Origin of the sequence: Sphingomonas sediminicola, from assembly GCF_049991885.1 — a bacterium.
GTDB classification, from domain to species: Bacteria; Pseudomonadota; Alphaproteobacteria; order Sphingomonadales; family Sphingomonadaceae; genus Sphingomicrobium; species Sphingomicrobium sediminicola.
The window spans coordinates 1,414,902-1,432,335 of record NZ_CP178916.1; the positions used below are offsets into that span (position 1 = coordinate 1,414,902).

A 17,434-nucleotide genomic window follows, 5' to 3' on the forward strand; every position below is an offset into this window, starting at 1 on the left:
CCGACCCTATCGCTTGATCCTGCGCGCCGCGACCGCGACTGCAACGCAAACGCCGGTCGGCACGATCCAGTCGAGCCATGGATCGGGCTTCTGCCAAACGCGTAAATCGAGCCCGCCCCACCAAGGCATGTTCGCGCGCAGCCCTCCGCCGAACTGCTCGATCCAGCGATACTCCGCTTGGGCGATCTCCCTCGAAAGGAACCAGGTGAATGCCGCTGCGGTGCCAGCGGTCCAACTTCCTGAAATAAATCTCACAATGAGTTGGATCAGGATCGCGACGATTATATGATCGATCATTCCTCAAATACTCGAACTCAGATCGGTACAGTGTTCAGTTCGGCCCGAATATTACCAGAACAATTAGAATCGGATGCTGGATCACTTCCTAAGGAAGCGATGGGCCCGATCAAAGTCGTCGCACTACCCGCACCTCCCGCGCGAGCCGGATCTCAATGGTGGCGTGCGCCGTTCTGGGTCCTGGCTTTGCTCACCGGGGCAAAGAGCTTCGCGGACAATCCGATCCTCGGTTCGCAGCGACTGAATGCCTCCGGACTGCATGTTTGGCGTCTCAAGCTGGCGCATGCTCTGGCCCGCTCGCGCCGTGCGCGCCTCGCCCAACGCCTTCCGGCCGACTGGAAGGAACAGTTCGACCGAAACGGTTTCGTCGTCGTGCGCGACTTCCTTCCGCCTCGCCTGCTCGAGGAAATTCAGACGGAATTGCTCGATCCCAGGCTGGAATGCCGCAGCCAGCAGCAGGGCGACACTGTCACTACGCGCATCCCGATCGGGCCGCGCGTTTTGCGCCGCCTGCCAGGCCTCGCCGCTGTCCTGGACAGCGCGAATTGGAAGGGCCTTATGGCCTACGTGGCGAGCACCCGAAGCACGCCGCTTTACTATCTCCAGGCGATTGCCGGGGGCGTTTCCGACGGCCCGCCGGACCCGCAGCTTCAGCTGCATTCAGACACGTTCCAGCCCTCGCTCAAAGCCTGGATATTCCTCACCGACGTGCCGGAGGACGGACGCCCGTTGACCTACGTCGCGGGCTCGCACCGCCTCTCGGACGAGCGGATCTCATGGGAACACCGAAAAAGCGTCGAGGTCCTGAAGACCGGCGATCGTCTTTCGCAACGCGGATCGTTCCGAATTTCGCCAGAAGAACTGCCTGAGCTCGGACTTCCCCAGCCGACGCATTTCAGCGTCCCCGCGAACACCTTGGTGGCGGTCGATACCTGCGGATTCCACGCACGCGCCTCGTCGGACCGGCCTACCCTGCGTATCGAGATCTGGGCATACAGCAGGCGTTCACCATTCCTCCCGTGGACGGGGCTGGACCTGCTTTCATGGAAGCCGATCGCCATGCGCCGCGCCGAGTGGTTGCAGAAGATCGTGGATTGGATGGACCGGCGCGGCTGGGCGAAGCAGCACTGGCAGTCCGCAGGTCGTTGGCCTCTATAGCCTAAAGGAAAAGGAAGCGCGCGGCCGACGATGCTCGACCGCGCACTCCCCTCGGCAGTCGGGGAACGAGCTGCCGATCACCAGATCCGGACGCGCTTGTCCGGGGCGATGTAAAACTTTGAATCCGGCCCGATACCGAATGCCGCGTACCAGGCGTCGAGGTTCCGCAACGGCCCGATGATGCGATATCGCCGCGGGCTGTGCGGATCGGACGCGACTTGCGTCTTGATTGACTCGTCGCGTTGTTCGCCGCGCCATCCCTGCGCGTATGCCAGGAAAAAGCGCTGGTCACCGGTGAGGCCGTCGATAACCGGCGGCTCCCTGCCGTTCAGCGACATCTTGTACGCCAGGTGCGCGACTTCCAGCCCCGACATGTCGCCGATGTTCTCGCCCATCGTCAGGTCGCCGTTGATGAAGACGCCAGGAGCCGCTTCGTAAGAGGCGTATTGCTTACCCAGCTCCGTCGTGAGCGCCTTGAACCGCTCGGCATCCGCTTTCGTCCACCAGTCCCGGACCGCGCCATTCTCGTCGATCTTGCGGCCTTGGTCGTCGAAGCCATGCATGATCTCGTGACCGATCACCGAGCCGATGGCGCCGTAGTTGACGGCGGCGTCCGCCGTCGGATCGAACAGCGGCGGCTGGAGGATTCCGGCCGGGAAGACGATCTTGTTCTCGAGCCCGCCGTTATAGGCATTAACGGTCGCGGGGCTCATGGCCCACTTCTTCCGGTCGACCGGCTTGCCGAGGTCCGCGAGCTGATACTCCCACTCAAATGCTGAGCTACGCTTCACGTTGCCGTAAAGGTCGTCGGGCCGCATTTCGAGCTTCGAATAGTCTCGGAATTTCTCGGGATAACCGACCATCACGTCCATCTTGGCCAGCTTTTTCAGCGCCGCCTGCTTGGTCGACTCCTCCATCCAGCTGTTGGCCTTGATGCGCTCGGCGGCAGCCAGCTTCAGGTTCTGGACGAGCTGCTCCATCATCGCCTTCGACTGCGCCGGGAAATACCGCTCGACATAGGTCTGGCCGAGAAGCTCGCCGAGGCGGCCGTCGACCTGGTCGATGCCGCGGCGCCAGCGTGGCCGAAGCTCCTTCGCGCCGGTCAGCACCTTCGAGAACTCGAAATTGCTGTCGACGAACCTCTTGGAGAGATAGGGCGCGGCCTGGCTCGCAACCTTGAAGCGCTGCCAGGTCTTGAGCGTCTCAAGCGGAGTCTTCGCGTAGAGGGCTGCCAGCGCCTTGATCGCGGTGTTGTCGGCGACGAGGATCTTCGGCGCCATCGTCTCGGACTCGGTCAAATACCGGTTCCAGTCGATCCCCGGCGCGTACGCAGCCAGCTGAGCCGGGGTCATCGGGTTGTTCAGCTTGTCGATGTCGCGAAGATCGGCCTGGCTCCACGAAAACTTCGCTATTTCCGTCTCGAAGGCCATGATCTGGTCGGCCTTGGCGGACGTATCGGCCGTGCCGACCAGGCCGAGAGTCCGCTCGATGTAAGCGCGATAGGCGTCGCGCTGCGGCTTGTACTTGTCCAGCAGATAATAATCGCGGTCCGGCAGGCCCATTCCGGACGTTCCAACGGCGAGGATGTTGATCGTTGGATTGTCGAGATCCGGGATGACCTGCAGGGTGAACAAGGTCGATCCGAAGTCCTTGACCGTCGACGCCATGAAGCTTCGGAACTGATCCTTGTTCTGGATCGCGTCAACGCGGGCGAGGTCGGTCTGCAGAGGCTTCATGTCGAGTTGCTCGAGCAGCGCCTCGTTCATGTAGCTCTTGTAAAAGGCGCCGAGCTGGCTGTCGGCTGGGGCGCCCATGACGATCTCGCGCAGCTGCTCCTGGTTGCGATCGCTCATCTCGGAGCCGATGCTGTTCGACGACTTGTCGGCAGGAATGTCGGTCTCGTCCATCCACTTGCCCGCGGCGTAGCGCTGGAAGTCGTCGCCCGGCTTCACCGAGAGATCGCGGGTCGAGAGGTCGACGCCCCAAGTGCCGAAGTGAACGCGCGCCGATCCTGCCATTTCGGTTGTGGATACGGCGGATGCCGGCGGTTGAGCCGACGCGGAAACCGCTCCGACGGCGCTGCACGCGAGCAGCATCGCGCAAAGACGCGGCGCACGGCGAGAAGAACGGAGAATCATGACTTGCCCCCAAACGCTTGATTTGATTGGAGCTAGTTCTCCACTCGAGCGCGGAGCCGCCACCCGCCGTCGACAAAGGTGCGGCTGGCGTCGATGAGTTGCGGAATCCATCCGCCGCACCCACATTCGGATAAGCCGCGTTGACCATCAGCGGTGGCTCGTTTAACCAGAACATAAACGGAACGAAAACCGGCTGATGCTGACCCATATTTCCGTCCGCGGCGCGCGGGAGCACAATCTGAAGGCAGTCGACGTGGACATCCCGCGCGAGAGCCTGACGGTCATCACCGGCCTCTCCGGCTCGGGCAAATCCTCGCTCGCGTTCGACACCATTTACGCCGAAGGCCAGCGTCGTTACGTCGAGTCCCTATCGGCATACGCCCGCCAGTTCCTGGAGATGATGCAGAAGCCGGACGTCGAGCATATTGACGGCCTGTCGCCCGCCATTTCGATCGAGCAAAAGACGACGTCGCGCAACCCGCGCTCGACGGTCGCAACGGTCACCGAGATCTACGACTACATGCGCTTGCTCTGGGCGCGCGTTGGCATTCCCTATTCGCCGGCGACCGGCCTCCCGATCGAGGCGCAGCAGGTCAGCCAGATGGTCGATCGCGTGATGTCGCTGCCCCACGGCAGCCGCCATTACTTGCTCGCGCCCGTCGTCCGCGGCCGCAAGGGCGAGTACCGCAAGGAGCTCGCCGAATGGCAGAAGGCGGGCTTCACCCGCGTCCGCATCGACGGTGAGTTCCACGACATCGAGGACGCGCCGGCGCTCGACAAGAAGTACAAGCACGACATCGAAATCGTCGTCGACCGCATCGTCGTCCGCGAAGGCATCGAGCCGCGCCTCGCCGACAGCTTCGAGACCGCGCTGAAGCTCGCCGAGGGCCTTGCCTATCTCGACCCGGCCGACCCGCCGGCCGAGCCCGAGCAGCAGTCGGGCATGAAGCTCGACTACGGCGCCCCCGGCCGCATCCTCTTTTCCGAGAAGTTCGCCTGCCCGGTCAGCGGCTTCACCATCGCCGAGATCGAGCCGCGCCTGTTCAGCTTCAACGCACCGCAGGGCGCCTGCCCCGCCTGCGACGGCCTCGGCGAGAAGCTGATCTTCGACGAGGACCTCGTCGTCCCCAACCACGCGCTCTCGATCAAGAAGGGCGCGGTCGTCCCCTGGGCAAAGTCTAATCCGCCCTCGCCCTATTACATGCAGGTGCTGAGCTCGCTCGCACGCGCCTACGACTTCGACCTCGAAACGCCCTGGGGCCAGCTTCCGGAGGAGGCGCAGGACGTCATTCTCCACGGCACCAAGGGCCGCGCCGTCACCCTCCGCTTCGTCGACGGCCGCAAGTCCTACGAGGTGAAGAAGCCGTTCGAAGGCGTCATCGGCAACCTCAATCGCCGGATGCTGCAGACCGAATCCACCTGGATGCGCGAGGAGCTCAGCCGCTACCAGGCCAGCCGCCCGTGCGAGGTCTGCCAAGGCGCCCGCCTCAAGCCCGAGGCGCTCAGCGTGAAGATCGCCGGCGAGGACATCTCCCTCTCCTCACGCCGCTCCGTTGCCGACGCTTTCGCCTGGTTTGGCAGCCTCGAGGACAAGCTCAGCCCAGTCCAGCGGGAAATCGCGCACGTTATTCTGAAGGAGATCAACGCGCGCCTCGGCTTCCTCCACAATGTCGGCCTCGACTATCTCCACCTCGACCGCACGTCGGGCACGCTCTCAGGCGGCGAGAGCCAGCGCATCCGCCTCGCGTCGCAGATCGGGTCCGGCCTCTCGGGCGTCCTCTACGTCCTCGATGAACCATCGATCGGCCTTCACCAGAAGGACAACGACCGCCTCCTCGAAACGCTGAAGCGCCTTCGCGGCCTCGGCAACACCGTGCTTGTCGTCGAGCATGACGAGGACGCGATCCGCCACGCCGACCATGTCATCGACATGGGCCCGGGCGCCGGAGTCCATGGCGGCCAAATCGTCTGCCAGGGAACGCTCGAAGAGCTTCTCGCCTGCACCACCAGCATCACCGCCGACTATTTGAGCGGCCGCCGCGAAATCCCGCTCCCGAAGAAGCGCCTCAAGGGCACCGGCAAGTTCGTCACCGTGAAGGGCGCCCGCGCCAACAACCTCCAGGACGTGACAGCGAAGTTCCCGCTCGGCACCTTCACCTGCGTCACCGGCGTCAGCGGCTCGGGCAAGTCCTCGCTGACCATCGACACGCTCTACGCCGGCGCCGCCCGCGTTCTGAACGGTGCGCGCATCGTCTGCGGCCCGTGCGACGGCATCGACGGCCTCGCCAACCTCGACAAGGTCATCGACATCGACCAGTCGCCGATCGGCCGCACCCCGCGGTCCAACCCGGCGACCTACACCGGCGCCTTCACCCAGATCCGCGACTGGTTCGCCGGTCTGCCGGAAAGCCAGGCGCGCGGCTACAAGCCCGGCCGCTTCAGCTTCAACGTCAAGGGCGGCCGCTGCGAGAAATGCACCGGCGACGGCCTGCTGAAAATCGAGATGCACTTCCTGCCCGACGTCTACGTCACCTGCGACGTCTGCCACGGCGCCCGCTACAACCGCGAGACGCTGGAGGTGAAGTTCAAGGGCAAGTCGATCGCCGACGTCCTCGACATGACGGTCGAGGATGCGGTCGAATTCTTCAAGGCCGTCCCCGGCATCCGCGACAAGATGCGCATGCTTCAGGAAGTCGGCCTCGGCTACATCAAGGTCGGGCAGCAGGCGACGACCTTGTCCGGCGGCGAGGCGCAGCGCGTGAAGCTGTCGAAGGAATTGTCGCGGCGGGCCACCGGCAAGACGCTCTACATCCTCGACGAGCCCACCACCGGCCTGCATTTCGAGGACGTGCGTAAGCTTCTGGAGGTGCTCCACCGCCTGGTCGAGACCGGCAACACAGTCGTCGTGATCGAGCACAACCTCGACGTCATCAAGACCGCCGACCACGTGATCGACCTTGGCCCTGGCGGAGGCGTGAATGGCGGGAAGATTGTGGTTGAGGGAACGCCGGAAGCGATCGCCGCGAGCGCGAACTCATTCACGGGCCAGTATTTGAAGCCGCTATTGGAACGCGCGAGCGTGAAGCCAGAAGTGGTTGAGAGCGCGCCGAAGAAGACGAAGCGGAAGACGGCGAAGGCGTTAGCGGATGAGGATCAGCCGGATTTGATTGCGGCGAAGTGAGAACCGCTGCCAGTTAGTCGAATGCAGAGTTGTCATTGGTCGTCAGTGCACGAACCAAGTCATCGAATATGGTATCGGCGCCCCAAGCTTGTGCGGCCGTAAATGCGACTTTGCGCCGCTCTTCACTGGTGAGGTCTCGGACTGGTTTGTAAACCAAATCGTGGTGAGCTTCAGACCAGCTTCGCTTCCTGACGCCCCTCGCTGCTTGGTTTAGACTGTTCGCTCGCATGCCGACCGGCGTTCAATGGCTCTACGCACTGGTTCGCATCTGCTACGGCAAAAGCGCTCGCCTGCGCTCGGCATTTCGTGTCAGGGGGAAGGAGACGATGAAGCTCATGATCGCGCTTGTCGCGCTGGCTGCGGCCACGTCCTGCTCACCGGCAAAGGAAGAAGCGCCCGCTGCGCCCTCAGCGACGGCAGAGCTTCGCGCGGCCGAAGCGAGGCTGATTGCCCATCTCCAGGGCAATGACCCGATGGCCTGGGTCGGCGACTATACGAAGGACGCCGTGTTCCAGGAAGGTGATGGAGCGCCGGTCACCGGCCGCGCCGAGCTCACGGAGGTCGCGCGCACGCTCGGCCCGCTTCACGACACCGCGATCAAGCCCATCCGCACCGAAATCCAGGGCAACCTCGCCTACGTCCAGATCCGCGCCCGCTACGCCGCCGGCAACGACCAGCCGACCTGGTATCGCGGCGTCATGATCTGGCGGAAGGAAGCCGACGGCCAGTGGCGCATGCTCCACGAAATGCTCGTGAGAGACCGCCCGGCACGGGAGTAAATCCCGGGAGGTGAGCTTCGGTCAGTTTCGCTTCCGGACGCGTCGCAGCGCGGCTCAGATCGTAGCGAGGTTTACGGCGTTGGGCATACCGTTGGTGTGGTGCACATCGTACGACAGGCGCTGGCCTGCCCGCGGCGGAGCTACGTGGGTCCAGGACCCCGTGCCTTGCGCGAACCGGAGAGCCTCGCCACCGGTTTCGGGAATGATGAAGCCGTGACCGGTTTTCTCGTCAAACGACTTGACGGTTCCAAAATATTTCATGGGAAAATGTCCTGATTGCCGAAACATTCCCGATTGAACGTCCCGTGGTCTGAAGGACAAGACAGCTTATCCAATCATTTGGATGCGTACTTATCAACAGATTACGAGGATGATATAAGGCATCTCGTACAGATTTACTAGTTATCTCTGAACGAACATGGATGAATTATATTGCGAGTTTGCTTGAATTTATTTTGGGATTGCCACTTGTCATTTGCCGAATAGAAGTCCATTTACGTGTGGCTACCAGTCGCAATCGACGGTTTTTGGCGCTAAGTCGCACCTTCCTCCCTCTTTAACGTCTCCTAGCAGGCACCGCGCCAATTTTGGCGTGTGCCCACAAAGGAACTCAGCATGAAGCTATTTGGCACCGTAAAGTCGTTCGACACCATCAAGGGCCACGGCGAAATCAAGCCGGAAGTGGGAAGCGACATCATCCCGTTCGAAAAGAGCGCGATTGGCTGGGAAAAGGATCGTCTCCCGACGGTTGGCCAGCGTCTCTCTTATGAGACGGGCACCAATAACAACGCTCCCTGTGCGTTGAATCTACAGACGGTCTAATCGGTCAGAGGGCGGGGGAAGTATTCCCCGCCCGCGTTCTTGCTCGCAAGGGGCCGAGCCCGGGCAGCTGCTGAGTGACTTTAGTCCTCGCCGCTGTCCGGGCTTTGTTGTTTTAGGTTCATGCATCTCTTCGTGCCGATGTTCGTTCTTTATTTGAACTCGCCGGCATTTCCTGGGCGAGACGAGGAATTTTTCCATGACAATGTTCACGAAACTCTTGACCGCAACTGCGGTGATTGGCGGCCTTGCGGCTCCGGCGATGGCGCAGACGCCCTACCCCTACGGCTATCCCCAGCAGCAGCCTGCCTACCCGCAGCCAGCTCCCGGCCAGCCGGGCTACGGATATTATCCCCCCGAACAGAGCTATCAGCAGGGTTATGGTCAGCAGGCCTATGGATATGGCTACCAGAACCAGAACCAGGGCGGTCTCGGCGCGATCATCGGCCAGCTGCTCGGCAATCGCTACAACGTGAGCGACCGCACCGCGGTTCAGCAATGCGCGAGCGCAGCAATGACCCAGGCCAACGCGCAGTATCGCCCGCAGAATGGCTACGGCCAGCCCTATGGCAACGCCTACGGCTACAACAACAATCGCGGTTACAACCAGGGCTACGGCATGAACATGCGCGTCACCGCGATCACCAACGTTGAGCGCCGCCGCAGTGGCCTCCGCGTCTCCGGCCTGATCGACAGCAACGGCGGATCCTATCCGCCCAATGGCCAGGCGTACGGCTATCACAACCAGGGCTACGCAGCGACCGGCGACCTGAGCTTCCGCTGCAACGTCGACTATCGCGGCGCCGTCAGCGAAGTTCGAATCCGCCGCGCCAACACCTACCGCGGTTAACCGCCTGTAACGCGTAAAACATGCGGCCCGGCCGGAGCGATCCGGCCGGGCCGTTTGCATGTCCGGACCCGAAAGAAATCCAATAAATCCGCCAATCGGCGACTCCTCGCAACGGCTCGTCGCAACCGGTCAAACCGTCTGCGTAACGGCTCGTTGGCCATCCGAAACGTCGCTTCGGCGGCACGGATACGAAGGTTTAGAACAGTGGGAACCTACAGGCTTTATTGCCTCGATGGGGTGGGGAAAGTCTCGTCCGCGGAGTGGATCGCCGCGGAGGATGACAAGACAGCGATCGAGGCTGCGAAAAACATGGTCGACGGGCACCCCTGCGAGCTCTGGGCTCAGTCGCGCCTGGTTATTCGCCTTGAGAGGAAGCGATAGATTTGTGCCGGTTGCGGCATGCCTCAACGATGCCTCAACCCACCGCAAAGACGAAAACAATCAAGTACTTGGCCGTTCAACCTCGCACACCTCGGAATTGAGGTGGGCAGAAGCGCGGGACCGTCCGCGTCTGTTCTTTGCCCAGACAGGAGTTGAACATGCGTAAGATGATTTTTGCCGCCGCGATTGCCGCGGCGACCCTTTCCGCTCCGGCAGTCGGCCAGGTTGGCAACTCGCAGGGCCTCGTCAACGTCACCGTTCAGGACGTGACCTTGCTCAACAATTTCCTCAACGACACTCAGATCGCGGCGCTGAACAACCTCAGCGTTCCTGTCACCGTACAGGCGCCGATCAGCGTCGCCGCAAACGTCTGCGACCTTTCCGTCGCCGCACTCGCCGAGCAGCGCAAGAACGGCGATGCGACCTGCACCGCCAAGAGCGGCTCGAAGGCGCTTGCGGACATCGTCAATCGCCAGAAACTGAAGCAGAAGAAATAATACACTTCTTCTCCCGAAGGGCCCGGCCGGCGCGATCCGGCCGGGCTTCTTTATTCGGCCGCCGGCTTCATCTGCACGATGTACGACCCAATCGTCTGTCGGGGCCTGATCGCCTGTCCGCCGACCGGCGTCCGGTTCAGATAATTGAGCTGCCCCCAAAGCGCGAAGTCGCAAAGATACGGCCGGTCGCCCAACAAATACGGTCGTGCCGCCAGCATCCCCTCGATCGCATCCAGGTGCCGCTCGAGGTCCCTGCGGACATGCTGCGGCGATTTGCGGAGTGTGCCCTGCCCTCGCACCTGCCCGAGGATCCGCCGCTGGTAGAACCAATAGAGGGCTCGCCCCGACAAGGACTGGCCGAACGCAGCCGGGATCGCCTTGCGTCCCTCCGCCTCGAACCACCGATAATAAAGCCCGATAAAATAGAGACTCTCGTCCGCCCAATCCTCCAGCGCATGGCAAAGCCCGCGCTCGCGCGCGTCCGTCGGCAGCAGCGGCGGGTCCGGAAAGCGCTCGTCGAGAGCATAGGCGATGTCTGTGGAATCGACGATCAACTCCCCGTCGATCTCGACGGCCGGCACCTTGCCCGTCTTCCCCCGTCGCCGAAGCTTCAGCATCGTCGAGCCGAGCGGGGTCACGCGCTCGTACGGCACGCCTTTGTAATCGAGGATCGCCCGCACCTTCATGCAGAAGGGCGAGTACTTCCAGTCGTAGAATTTAACCCGCGTCAGGCGGGCTACTTCACTTCGAGCACGACCGGCCCTGAAACCGGGTCGGTGTCACCCTCCAGCGTGTCGCGGAACGTCTCCAGCGTCTGCAGCATGAACGGCCGCGCATTGGCGAGGCTGTCCATGTCGTCCCATTCGCCGATGATGCAGTAGCTCTGGTCGCCGGTCTTGATGAGGTTGGCGTGCCTCAGGCCCGGCCAGTTGCGGTCGGCCTTTTGATGCGCATCCAGGAACTCCTGCTCGCGCCCGGGCTTCAGGTTGAATCGAACCGTGTTGAATGCGGTCATTGCGCACCCCCTTTCGATGAGGTCAGCGCCGCGCTTAATAGACCTCTGCGCACCCTCGCGAAAGACGACTCAGAGCACCGCGCAGGCGATGCGGTCGCCGCTGTTCCCGCTTGGGTCCGTTACCTCGTCGTCCGCCTTCGCGTGCAGCACCAGTGCCGTTCCATCCGCGTCGCGGATTCCGTCGAGAGTTGCTTCAGGCACGAGCAACGCGACGACCAGCTTTCCGTCCGCTCCGACGCCGAGATTCCCGAGATCGCCCATGTGGTAGCCGGCGGGATTCCGATGCCCGTGCTTCTTCTCGGTTGGGTTCCAGTGCGGCCCCGCGCTCGTGAACTTCGGCGCTTCGCACTTTCCGACCGAGTGGAGATGGACGCCATGCTGTCCGGCTGGAAATCCGCTCGCGTTGATGCGCAGCATGATCCCCGTCGGCTCGCTGAACATGCGCACAGTCCCAATCGCTGCTCCATTGCTGTCGAGAAGGTTTGCTGTCGCGACCACGGCATCTGGCGGGGCCATCGGAACGCAACCGGCCAGTGCAAATACAAGCAGACTCGAACGCAACATGGGCTTCTCCCTCAAGCAATAGGCCGGCTTGCGTTTCTGTGCCGCCCCGTCATCTTTGTCGAGTTCGTGAGGGAGAGCGCGAGCTATGAATAAGGAAGCTGGCGGCCCCCGTGTGACCGCGTACGCCTGGTACGCGCTCATCCTGTTCGTCGTCGTCTACGTCTTCAACTTCATAGACCGCCAGATCGTCTCCATCCTCGCGGAGAGCATCAAGGCGGACCTGAAGCTCGACGACGCGCAGATCGGCTTCCTCTACGGCACGGCCTTCGCGGTCTTTTATTCACTCTTCGGCATACCGCTCGGTCGCTTGGCAGATAGCTGGTACCGCGGCCGACTGATGGCCATCGGCCTCGCGCTTTGGTCGTCGATGACCGCAATGTCCGGCTTTGCCCAAAGCTTCGGCATGCTCGCCACCGCACGCATCGGCGTCGGCATCGGCGAGGCGAGCGCGTCACCCGCCGCCTATTCGATGATCGCCGACTATTTCCCGAAGGAACGCCGCGCGACTGCCTTGTCGATCTACTCCAGCGGCCTCTACATCGGCGGAGGAATCGCACTCCCCATCGGCGGGTACGTGCTGGCGGAATGGGGACGGCGATTTCCTGATGCGCTGAGCGCCCCGCTCGGTCTCGCGCCCTGGCAGGCGGCCTTTCTCGCGGTCGGCCTTCCCGGCCTCGTTCTCGCAGCCTGGATCTGGAGCCTGAGGGAACCTTTGCGCGGTGCGATCGACGGCCATCCATCCGACATTGTCCGCCCGAACGCGTGGAGTGAATTCGGGCGCGAACTCGCCGCGATCCTCCCGCCGTTGACGCTGATCAGCGCTGCGAGGCTCGGTGTCCTCGTTCCGAACCTCATCGCCCTCGCAGTTTGCGCTGCTGGCGCATTCGCACTTGCGACGCTGACGGGGGACTGGCCGCAATGGATCGCATGGTGGACTGGCATTTACGCGATTTTCAGCTGGACCCAGTCGCTGAAGCGCCGCGATCCTGCCACCCACAGGCTGCTGTGGGGAACGCCCATGGTCGTCACGCTGACCATCGCCTTCGGAAGCATCAGCTTCATGACCTACGCCGTGGCTTTCTGGATCCCGCCTTACGTCCTCAGGACGTTTTATACCGGCCCAACCGACGCAGCGATGATCATGCAAGGCGTTACGGCAGCGGAGGAAGTCTCGACCATCTTCGGCTGGAGCGCGGCAGCCGCATCGGCAATCGGAGTGATCCTTGGCGGAATCGTCAGCGACAAGCTCCGGCAGCGTCACGCCGCCGGCCGTCTCTACGTGAACATGGCCGCGATCATCCTTCCCGCACCCGCCGTCTTCTTCCTTTTCACGACGGACAATCTGGCGAACTTCTACATCGTTGCCCCATACGTCGGCCTTTGCAGCGCGCTCTGGGTCGGAGCAGCGATAGCAACGCTTCAGGACGTGGTTCTTCCACGCATGCGCGGAACAGCGGGCGCGACCTACGTGCTCGGCACGTCCCTGGTCGGTCTCGCGCTGGGGCCGTATTTCGCCGGGAAGGTCGCTGCGCTGACCGGGAGCCTGGCGACGGGAATCTTCTCGCTCTACGTCGTCCCGCCGTTCACACTGGCGGCGCTCTGGATTGCCTCGCGCAAGATCGGCGAACTGGAAGCAACCCGCGAACAGCGCGCTGCGACTGCCTAGATCACTACGGACCCGCTCACAGGCCGCGAGTCGGCAAAATCCATCTTCTTTCCCTTATCCGAGGATAACTTCGTCGTGATTCACGGAGGTGTAGAATGCGCACGGGACTCGCCGCCCTTAGAGCTTCGACACCTCCGATGGGTGCGGGTCCTACCCCTCGCAATTCTTGATTTTTGTTAGTCGCGACTTCCGTGGCCTTGCGCTACGGAATCGCCCGAGTCTCGCCACCGGCTCAGGAGGGCGGTGGCGCGGCTCCCCTTCCGTGCGTTGCCCATTGTAACGGTAGGGGAAGCGGTCCGGTCGGCGCCCCCAAATGGCGGTCCGGACCGCTTCGAAGGGCGCGGTCCAGCGCTCTGCTCCCATTAACTGTAGGAACTCTGGCGGATTTCAGGGGTTTTCGACCCCCGGATGCTTCCCATCCCCGTTGAGTAGCCTGGAGCGGCCCGGCCAATGCCCCCCCGGACCGGGCCGCTTCCTCTCATACGATCTTGATTAACCAGCCACTGCTATCCGACTTGATCGGAGGTCGCGATGGCATTTTCCCAAGAAGAGTTCGAAGCTTGGCACAAAGCGACGCTCGCCAAGGAATTGCAGCCGCCGGTGAACTATAGACCTCCACCGCTTGCGATCTGTGCAAGTTACCACAATTCCTTCGGGGTCAACGAGAGTGTGATTACCGATGAAGTCGCCATCTGCGACATCTGTTACGGTGATAACTGACTCGGTCCGACCTTAGAACTTCATCTTGAACCGCAACATCAGCCGGTTGGATGAAAAGCCTCCGACATCGATGCTTTCAGTCTCTGCCCCCGCGCTCACGCCGCCCGCAATCTTCACCTGCGCGTCAGGCAGCGCCTGGCGCTTCGCCGGCGGCAGTTCCCCCAACCTGTAAGGACTCTCACCCCGCTTCGCGCAAACGACGACCTCTTGGTCCGCCTTCGTCTGCTCGCACGGCTGAGGAATGGTGAGGTCGATGACGTCCGAACGCTGCACGGTTACGGTCTGCACGACGGCGGCGAGAAGAAAGATCATCGCTCACTCCAATCATCTCCTCCTTCCACAACCTTGATCAAGATTGCAAACTAAAGTGCACCATCGCGGAATTCTCGACCGCGTCTCGCCATCGCGTCCGCGCGATCCGGCGATCGGCTCCGGATCGACACAGACCACGATCCGATCGAACTGCTCCGGACGCGGTCTCAGACCGCAATCTTGAGTACCCGCGCTGTCTCCTGCCGCTCCCTGGCAAAATGCGCTTCGTACTTGGACCGCACGGCTTCGAACCCCGGATCGCCGCGGAGGGGAAGCAAGGCCGGCTCATCCTCCAGTTTTAGGAGATCAGTCCGCGTCGCGTGGACAGAGCCCCGACGCAGGGCCCGTTCAAGCGCAGCAACCGCGGCCGCGCGTTTACCCTGCAGGGCCCAGACACCGGCCGCATCGTCCTCGAACCACAGCGGGACCCTCCCACGAGCATAGGCTCGCCGGATCAGCCCATCGGCTTCGCGGAGCAATGCGTCGGCTTCAGGGCGACGGCCAACATCGCGCAGTGCTGCCGCGACAATGGCAGCGCTCTGAAGATAGCAGGTCCCAAGCGCCTGTCCGTGGCGCACGCCCAGCAGTCCCGTGGGCGTGTCAAACGTGGCGGCAAGTTCGCGCGCCCGTCCGGCGCGCAACATCAGCTTCGCGGCTATCACGTTCTGATCGCGATATACGAGTTCGGCGGCCCACGACCGATTCCGCTTTTGCCACTCCGCGGGTGACGGGGGAGCGGTTATCCAGATTCGCGCAGGTATTACACGGGCCTGTCCGACGAAGGGCCTTGCCGGGCGCGAAGGCCGGTCCTTCGATAGGTTCAGCATAAACAACGTATCTTGCAGGCTCAGCTTGGACGGCGACGCCCATCGCGTCTGCCCCTCTGCGAGCGCCGACCACCCACGCGCGCCTTCCGAAAAGTCGCCGACCAGGCGCGCGACCCGGGCAAGCGCGAATTGCCTGATCATTGGATCGTCGGTCATCCCTTCATTGATTACGGCTTCGGCGGCGCGACGGTCGCCCAATTGCGCCACATGATCCAACATGACGCGCACTGGGTCTGACCAGACGGGGTCTAGCTTATGAGCACGGCTGAAGGCTGCTGTCGCTTCCGCCCACTCGCCCGATGCTTGATGCGAGAGCCCGAGCCGCAGGAGACCCTCTCCGGACGTGGGATCGAGCGCCGCGGCACGTAGCTGGTGCGCGATGGCTTCCGGACCGTCCGAACCGAGCAGTATCGAGAGAATTGCATGCGCATCGGGATCGTTGGGATCCAGGCGCAAGGACCGACCCACCGCATCTCGGGCCTGCGGCAGCACGGCGACCAGCCCTTCGTCTCCCTTAGTCGAGCCATCGAGCATCAAGGCCTGCGCCAGGCTCGACCAGGCGGGAGCAAAGGTGGGATCCAACCGAATGACCTCACGCAACAGATCGACAGCGTCGCGGCCCGACTCCGGATTGCCCGACCGGAGAATGCCGCGCGCATTCAAATAGAGCGCGTACGCCTTGCCATTCACCCGCACGCGCGCGGCCGATGAATGGACCAGCGCTCTCCGAAGCTCGCTCGCCACCGCCTGGCCGATCGCACCCTGCACTTCCAGGATGTCGTCGAGCTTTCGGTCATACGTCTCGGACCAGAGCCGCACTCCGTCCTTCGTCTGGATGAGAGCGGCATTGATGCGCACCCGGTCGGCGTCCGGCCGCACGCTGCCCTCGAGGATATAGTCGACGTTCAACGCACGCCCGATTTTGCGCGGGTCGGCTGGGCCGCTGAACTGCGCCGCCGAAGCGCTGCCTGCGACGCGGAAAGCAGGCTCGCGAGCGAGCTGCCCCATGATCTCTTCGCCTACGCCCTCCGCGAAATAGGGCTCGCCGCTCGACAGGTTCCGGAACGGCAAGACCGCTATCGAGGCCGACTCCGAAGCGATCCCGCGCTGCTGCCAGAACACGAGCCCCGCTATAGCGACGAGGAACAGGACCAGCGCAGCCGCGGCCAGGCGCCATCGTCCTGATCGGCTTGTTTGCGGTGCCGCCTCCCGTTCGGCGCCGTTCTCGATCAGCCGGTGGCCAACGCGAGCCACGGTTTCGATCGCGAATGGCTGCGGATTGATCTCCTGCGCGAGATGGCGCAGAGCGAGAATGCAGCGGTTGAGTGCGTCGTCGCCGACGATGCGGCCTTCCCAGCACTGCTCGATCAGCTTGTCCCGGGACACGACCGATGGACGGGCCTGCGCAAGCGCAACAAGGACCTGCATCACCCGAGGCTGCAGCTCGTGACGCTCGTCATTGGCTATTACGGCAAGTTCTGCCGGTCTGATCCTAATATTTCCAATGTCGAAATCCCGCTCGTTGGCGAGATCGATGCGCGCGCTCGTCGTTGGATGTACAAGATCGTCCATGATCGGCAATAGATCACCAATAAATCATGCTGCCGACCTAGCAGATTAACATCCAGCAGCACAGTCTTCGTGACTGGAATTATGTGGGAGAGCAGCGATGAAACATCACCAAATCTTGCTTGCTACCGGAACCCTGCTCGCTTCGGCTTGGATTTCCGCGCCGGCGCTTGCAACCCCGGCCTCCGGCTTCAGCGCCGTGCAAACATTCAAAGGCGCCTTCCCACCGCTCGAGGTGAAGGGCGACAAGACAGACAAGTGGGACGTCAAAATCGACACGAAGGACGACTCCGACATCTACGTCGTCCGGAATTCGATCGCTATCGGCGGACAGAGCGGCTGGCACTCGCACCCGGGGCCGAGCCTGATCACGGTGACCCTCGGTGAGATCACCGTGTACGAAAGCGACGATCCCCTGTGCCAGCCGAAAATCTACCGCGCCGGCGAGGGCTTCGTCGACAGCGGTGACCATGCTCATTTGCTGAAGAATGAATCCGGAGCGGCTGCGGAAACGGTCGCGACGCAATTCCTTCCGGTTGGATCGACCAGGCGGAACGATGAGCCACAGCCGAACAACTGCTCATTCTGAGGGCGCTGAAGGCCTGCGGGGGCAGCCAAGGATACTCGTCGGCTGTCCCCAGAATTCGTCAAAGTCGCCACC

17 protein-coding genes are annotated in these 17,434 nt (G+C 62.6%); 9 read left to right on the forward strand and 8 right to left on the reverse strand.

The genetic code is table 11. The features are described from left to right. Positions 1-6 precede the first annotated feature (6 nt). Entirely contained in the window at positions 7-297 is a 291-nt protein-coding gene (locus tag ACMC5O_RS07330) for a hypothetical protein (protein WP_187709321.1), read from the reverse strand. Between the two features lie 99 nt (positions 298-396). Between ACMC5O_RS07330 and ACMC5O_RS07335 the strand changes: the two genes are divergently transcribed. Further along, positions 397-1,455, forward strand: a complete 1,059-nt coding sequence (locus tag ACMC5O_RS07335; protein ID WP_426692615.1) for a phytanoyl-CoA dioxygenase family protein — start codon at positions 397-399, stop codon at positions 1,453-1,455. A 77-nt stretch (positions 1,456-1,532) separates the two neighbouring features. Here ACMC5O_RS07335 and ACMC5O_RS07340 read toward each other — a convergent pair whose 3' ends face one another. After that, the gene (locus tag ACMC5O_RS07340) at positions 1,533-3,593 is read right to left on the reverse strand and encodes a M13 family metallopeptidase (RefSeq protein ID WP_246444426.1); all 2,061 of its coding nucleotides are present in this window, start codon (positions 3,591-3,593) and stop codon (positions 1,533-1,535) included. A gap of 196 nt (positions 3,594-3,789) precedes the next feature. Here ACMC5O_RS07340 and uvrA point away from each other — a divergent pair, with 196 nt between their 5' ends. Together uvrA and ACMC5O_RS07350 are read left to right on the forward strand one after the other, a co-directional pair. Continuing rightward, a complete protein-coding gene (uvrA, locus tag ACMC5O_RS07345; RefSeq protein ID WP_187709319.1) occupies positions 3,790-6,774 on the forward strand; it encodes an excinuclease ABC subunit UvrA in 2,985 nt (994 codons plus the stop codon). Positions 6,775-7,001: 227 nt separating this feature from the next. Further along, entirely contained in the window at positions 7,002-7,553 is a 552-nt protein-coding gene (locus tag ACMC5O_RS07350) for a YybH family protein (RefSeq protein ID WP_426692616.1), read from the forward strand. 54 nt (positions 7,554-7,607) lie between these two features. On the opposite strand, the gene ACMC5O_RS07355 is transcribed toward ACMC5O_RS07350, so the two are convergent. Further along, positions 7,608-7,814 carry a cold-shock protein gene (locus ACMC5O_RS07355; protein WP_187709317.1) on the reverse strand — a complete coding sequence of 69 codons (207 nt, stop codon included), beginning with the start codon at positions 7,812-7,814 and terminating at the stop codon, positions 7,608-7,610. Positions 7,815-8,168: 354 nt separating this feature from the next. Between ACMC5O_RS07355 and ACMC5O_RS07360 the strand changes: the two genes are divergently transcribed. The 3 genes from ACMC5O_RS07360 (at position 8,169) to ACMC5O_RS07370 (ending at position 10,100) form a co-directional block, all read left to right on the forward strand. Then, positions 8,169-8,375, forward strand: a complete 207-nt coding sequence (locus ACMC5O_RS07360; protein WP_187709316.1) for a cold-shock protein — start codon at positions 8,169-8,171, stop codon at positions 8,373-8,375. 202 nt (positions 8,376-8,577) lie between these two features. After that, positions 8,578-9,222 (forward strand): hypothetical protein, encoded by a 645-nt coding sequence (locus ACMC5O_RS07365; RefSeq protein ID WP_187709315.1) that lies wholly within the window; start codon positions 8,578-8,580, stop codon positions 9,220-9,222. Between the two features lie 539 nt (positions 9,223-9,761). After that, entirely contained in the window at positions 9,762-10,100 is a 339-nt protein-coding gene (locus tag ACMC5O_RS07370; RefSeq protein WP_187709314.1) for a hypothetical protein, read from the forward strand. Between the two features lie 50 nt (positions 10,101-10,150). On the opposite strand, the gene ACMC5O_RS07375 is transcribed toward ACMC5O_RS07370, so the two are convergent. From ACMC5O_RS07375 to ACMC5O_RS07385, 3 genes are all read right to left on the reverse strand, one after another. Beyond that, positions 10,151-10,831 (reverse strand): glutathione S-transferase family protein, encoded by a 681-nt coding sequence (locus ACMC5O_RS07375; protein ID WP_426693519.1) that lies wholly within the window; start codon positions 10,829-10,831, stop codon positions 10,151-10,153. Positions 10,832-10,836: 5 nt separating this feature from the next. Further along, positions 10,837-11,115: an antibiotic biosynthesis monooxygenase gene (locus ACMC5O_RS07380; protein ID WP_187709312.1), complete on the reverse strand. Its 279-nt coding sequence runs from the start codon at positions 11,113-11,115 to the stop codon at positions 10,837-10,839. A gap of 69 nt (positions 11,116-11,184) precedes the next feature. Continuing rightward, on the reverse strand, positions 11,185-11,679 hold the full coding sequence (locus ACMC5O_RS07385) for a superoxide dismutase family protein (protein ID WP_426692617.1): 495 nt from the start codon (positions 11,677-11,679) through the stop codon (positions 11,185-11,187). An 85-nt stretch (positions 11,680-11,764) separates the two neighbouring features. Here ACMC5O_RS07385 and ACMC5O_RS07390 point away from each other — a divergent pair, with 85 nt between their 5' ends. After that, on the forward strand, positions 11,765-13,345 hold the full coding sequence (locus ACMC5O_RS07390; RefSeq protein WP_426692618.1) for a spinster family MFS transporter: 1,581 nt from the start codon (positions 11,765-11,767) through the stop codon (positions 13,343-13,345). A 531-nt stretch (positions 13,346-13,876) separates the two neighbouring features. Then, on the forward strand, positions 13,877-14,065 hold the full coding sequence (locus tag ACMC5O_RS07395) for a hypothetical protein (RefSeq protein ID WP_187709311.1): 189 nt from the start codon (positions 13,877-13,879) through the stop codon (positions 14,063-14,065). 12 nt (positions 14,066-14,077) lie between these two features. Here ACMC5O_RS07395 and ACMC5O_RS07400 read toward each other — a convergent pair whose 3' ends face one another. Together ACMC5O_RS07400 and ACMC5O_RS07405 are read right to left on the reverse strand one after the other, a co-directional pair. Beyond that, positions 14,078-14,377: a hypothetical protein gene (locus tag ACMC5O_RS07400; RefSeq protein ID WP_187709310.1), complete on the reverse strand. Its 300-nt coding sequence runs from the start codon at positions 14,375-14,377 to the stop codon at positions 14,078-14,080. Positions 14,378-14,544: 167 nt separating this feature from the next. Further along, positions 14,545-16,776 carry a winged helix-turn-helix domain-containing protein gene (locus ACMC5O_RS07405; protein ID WP_426692619.1) on the reverse strand — a complete coding sequence of 744 codons (2,232 nt, stop codon included), beginning with the start codon at positions 16,774-16,776 and terminating at the stop codon, positions 14,545-14,547. 97 nt (positions 16,777-16,873) lie between these two features. Here ACMC5O_RS07405 and ACMC5O_RS07410 point away from each other — a divergent pair, with 97 nt between their 5' ends. Further along, a complete protein-coding gene (locus tag ACMC5O_RS07410) occupies positions 16,874-17,362 on the forward strand; it encodes a hypothetical protein (RefSeq protein WP_187709307.1) in 489 nt (162 codons plus the stop codon). Positions 17,363-17,434 lie beyond the last annotated feature (72 nt).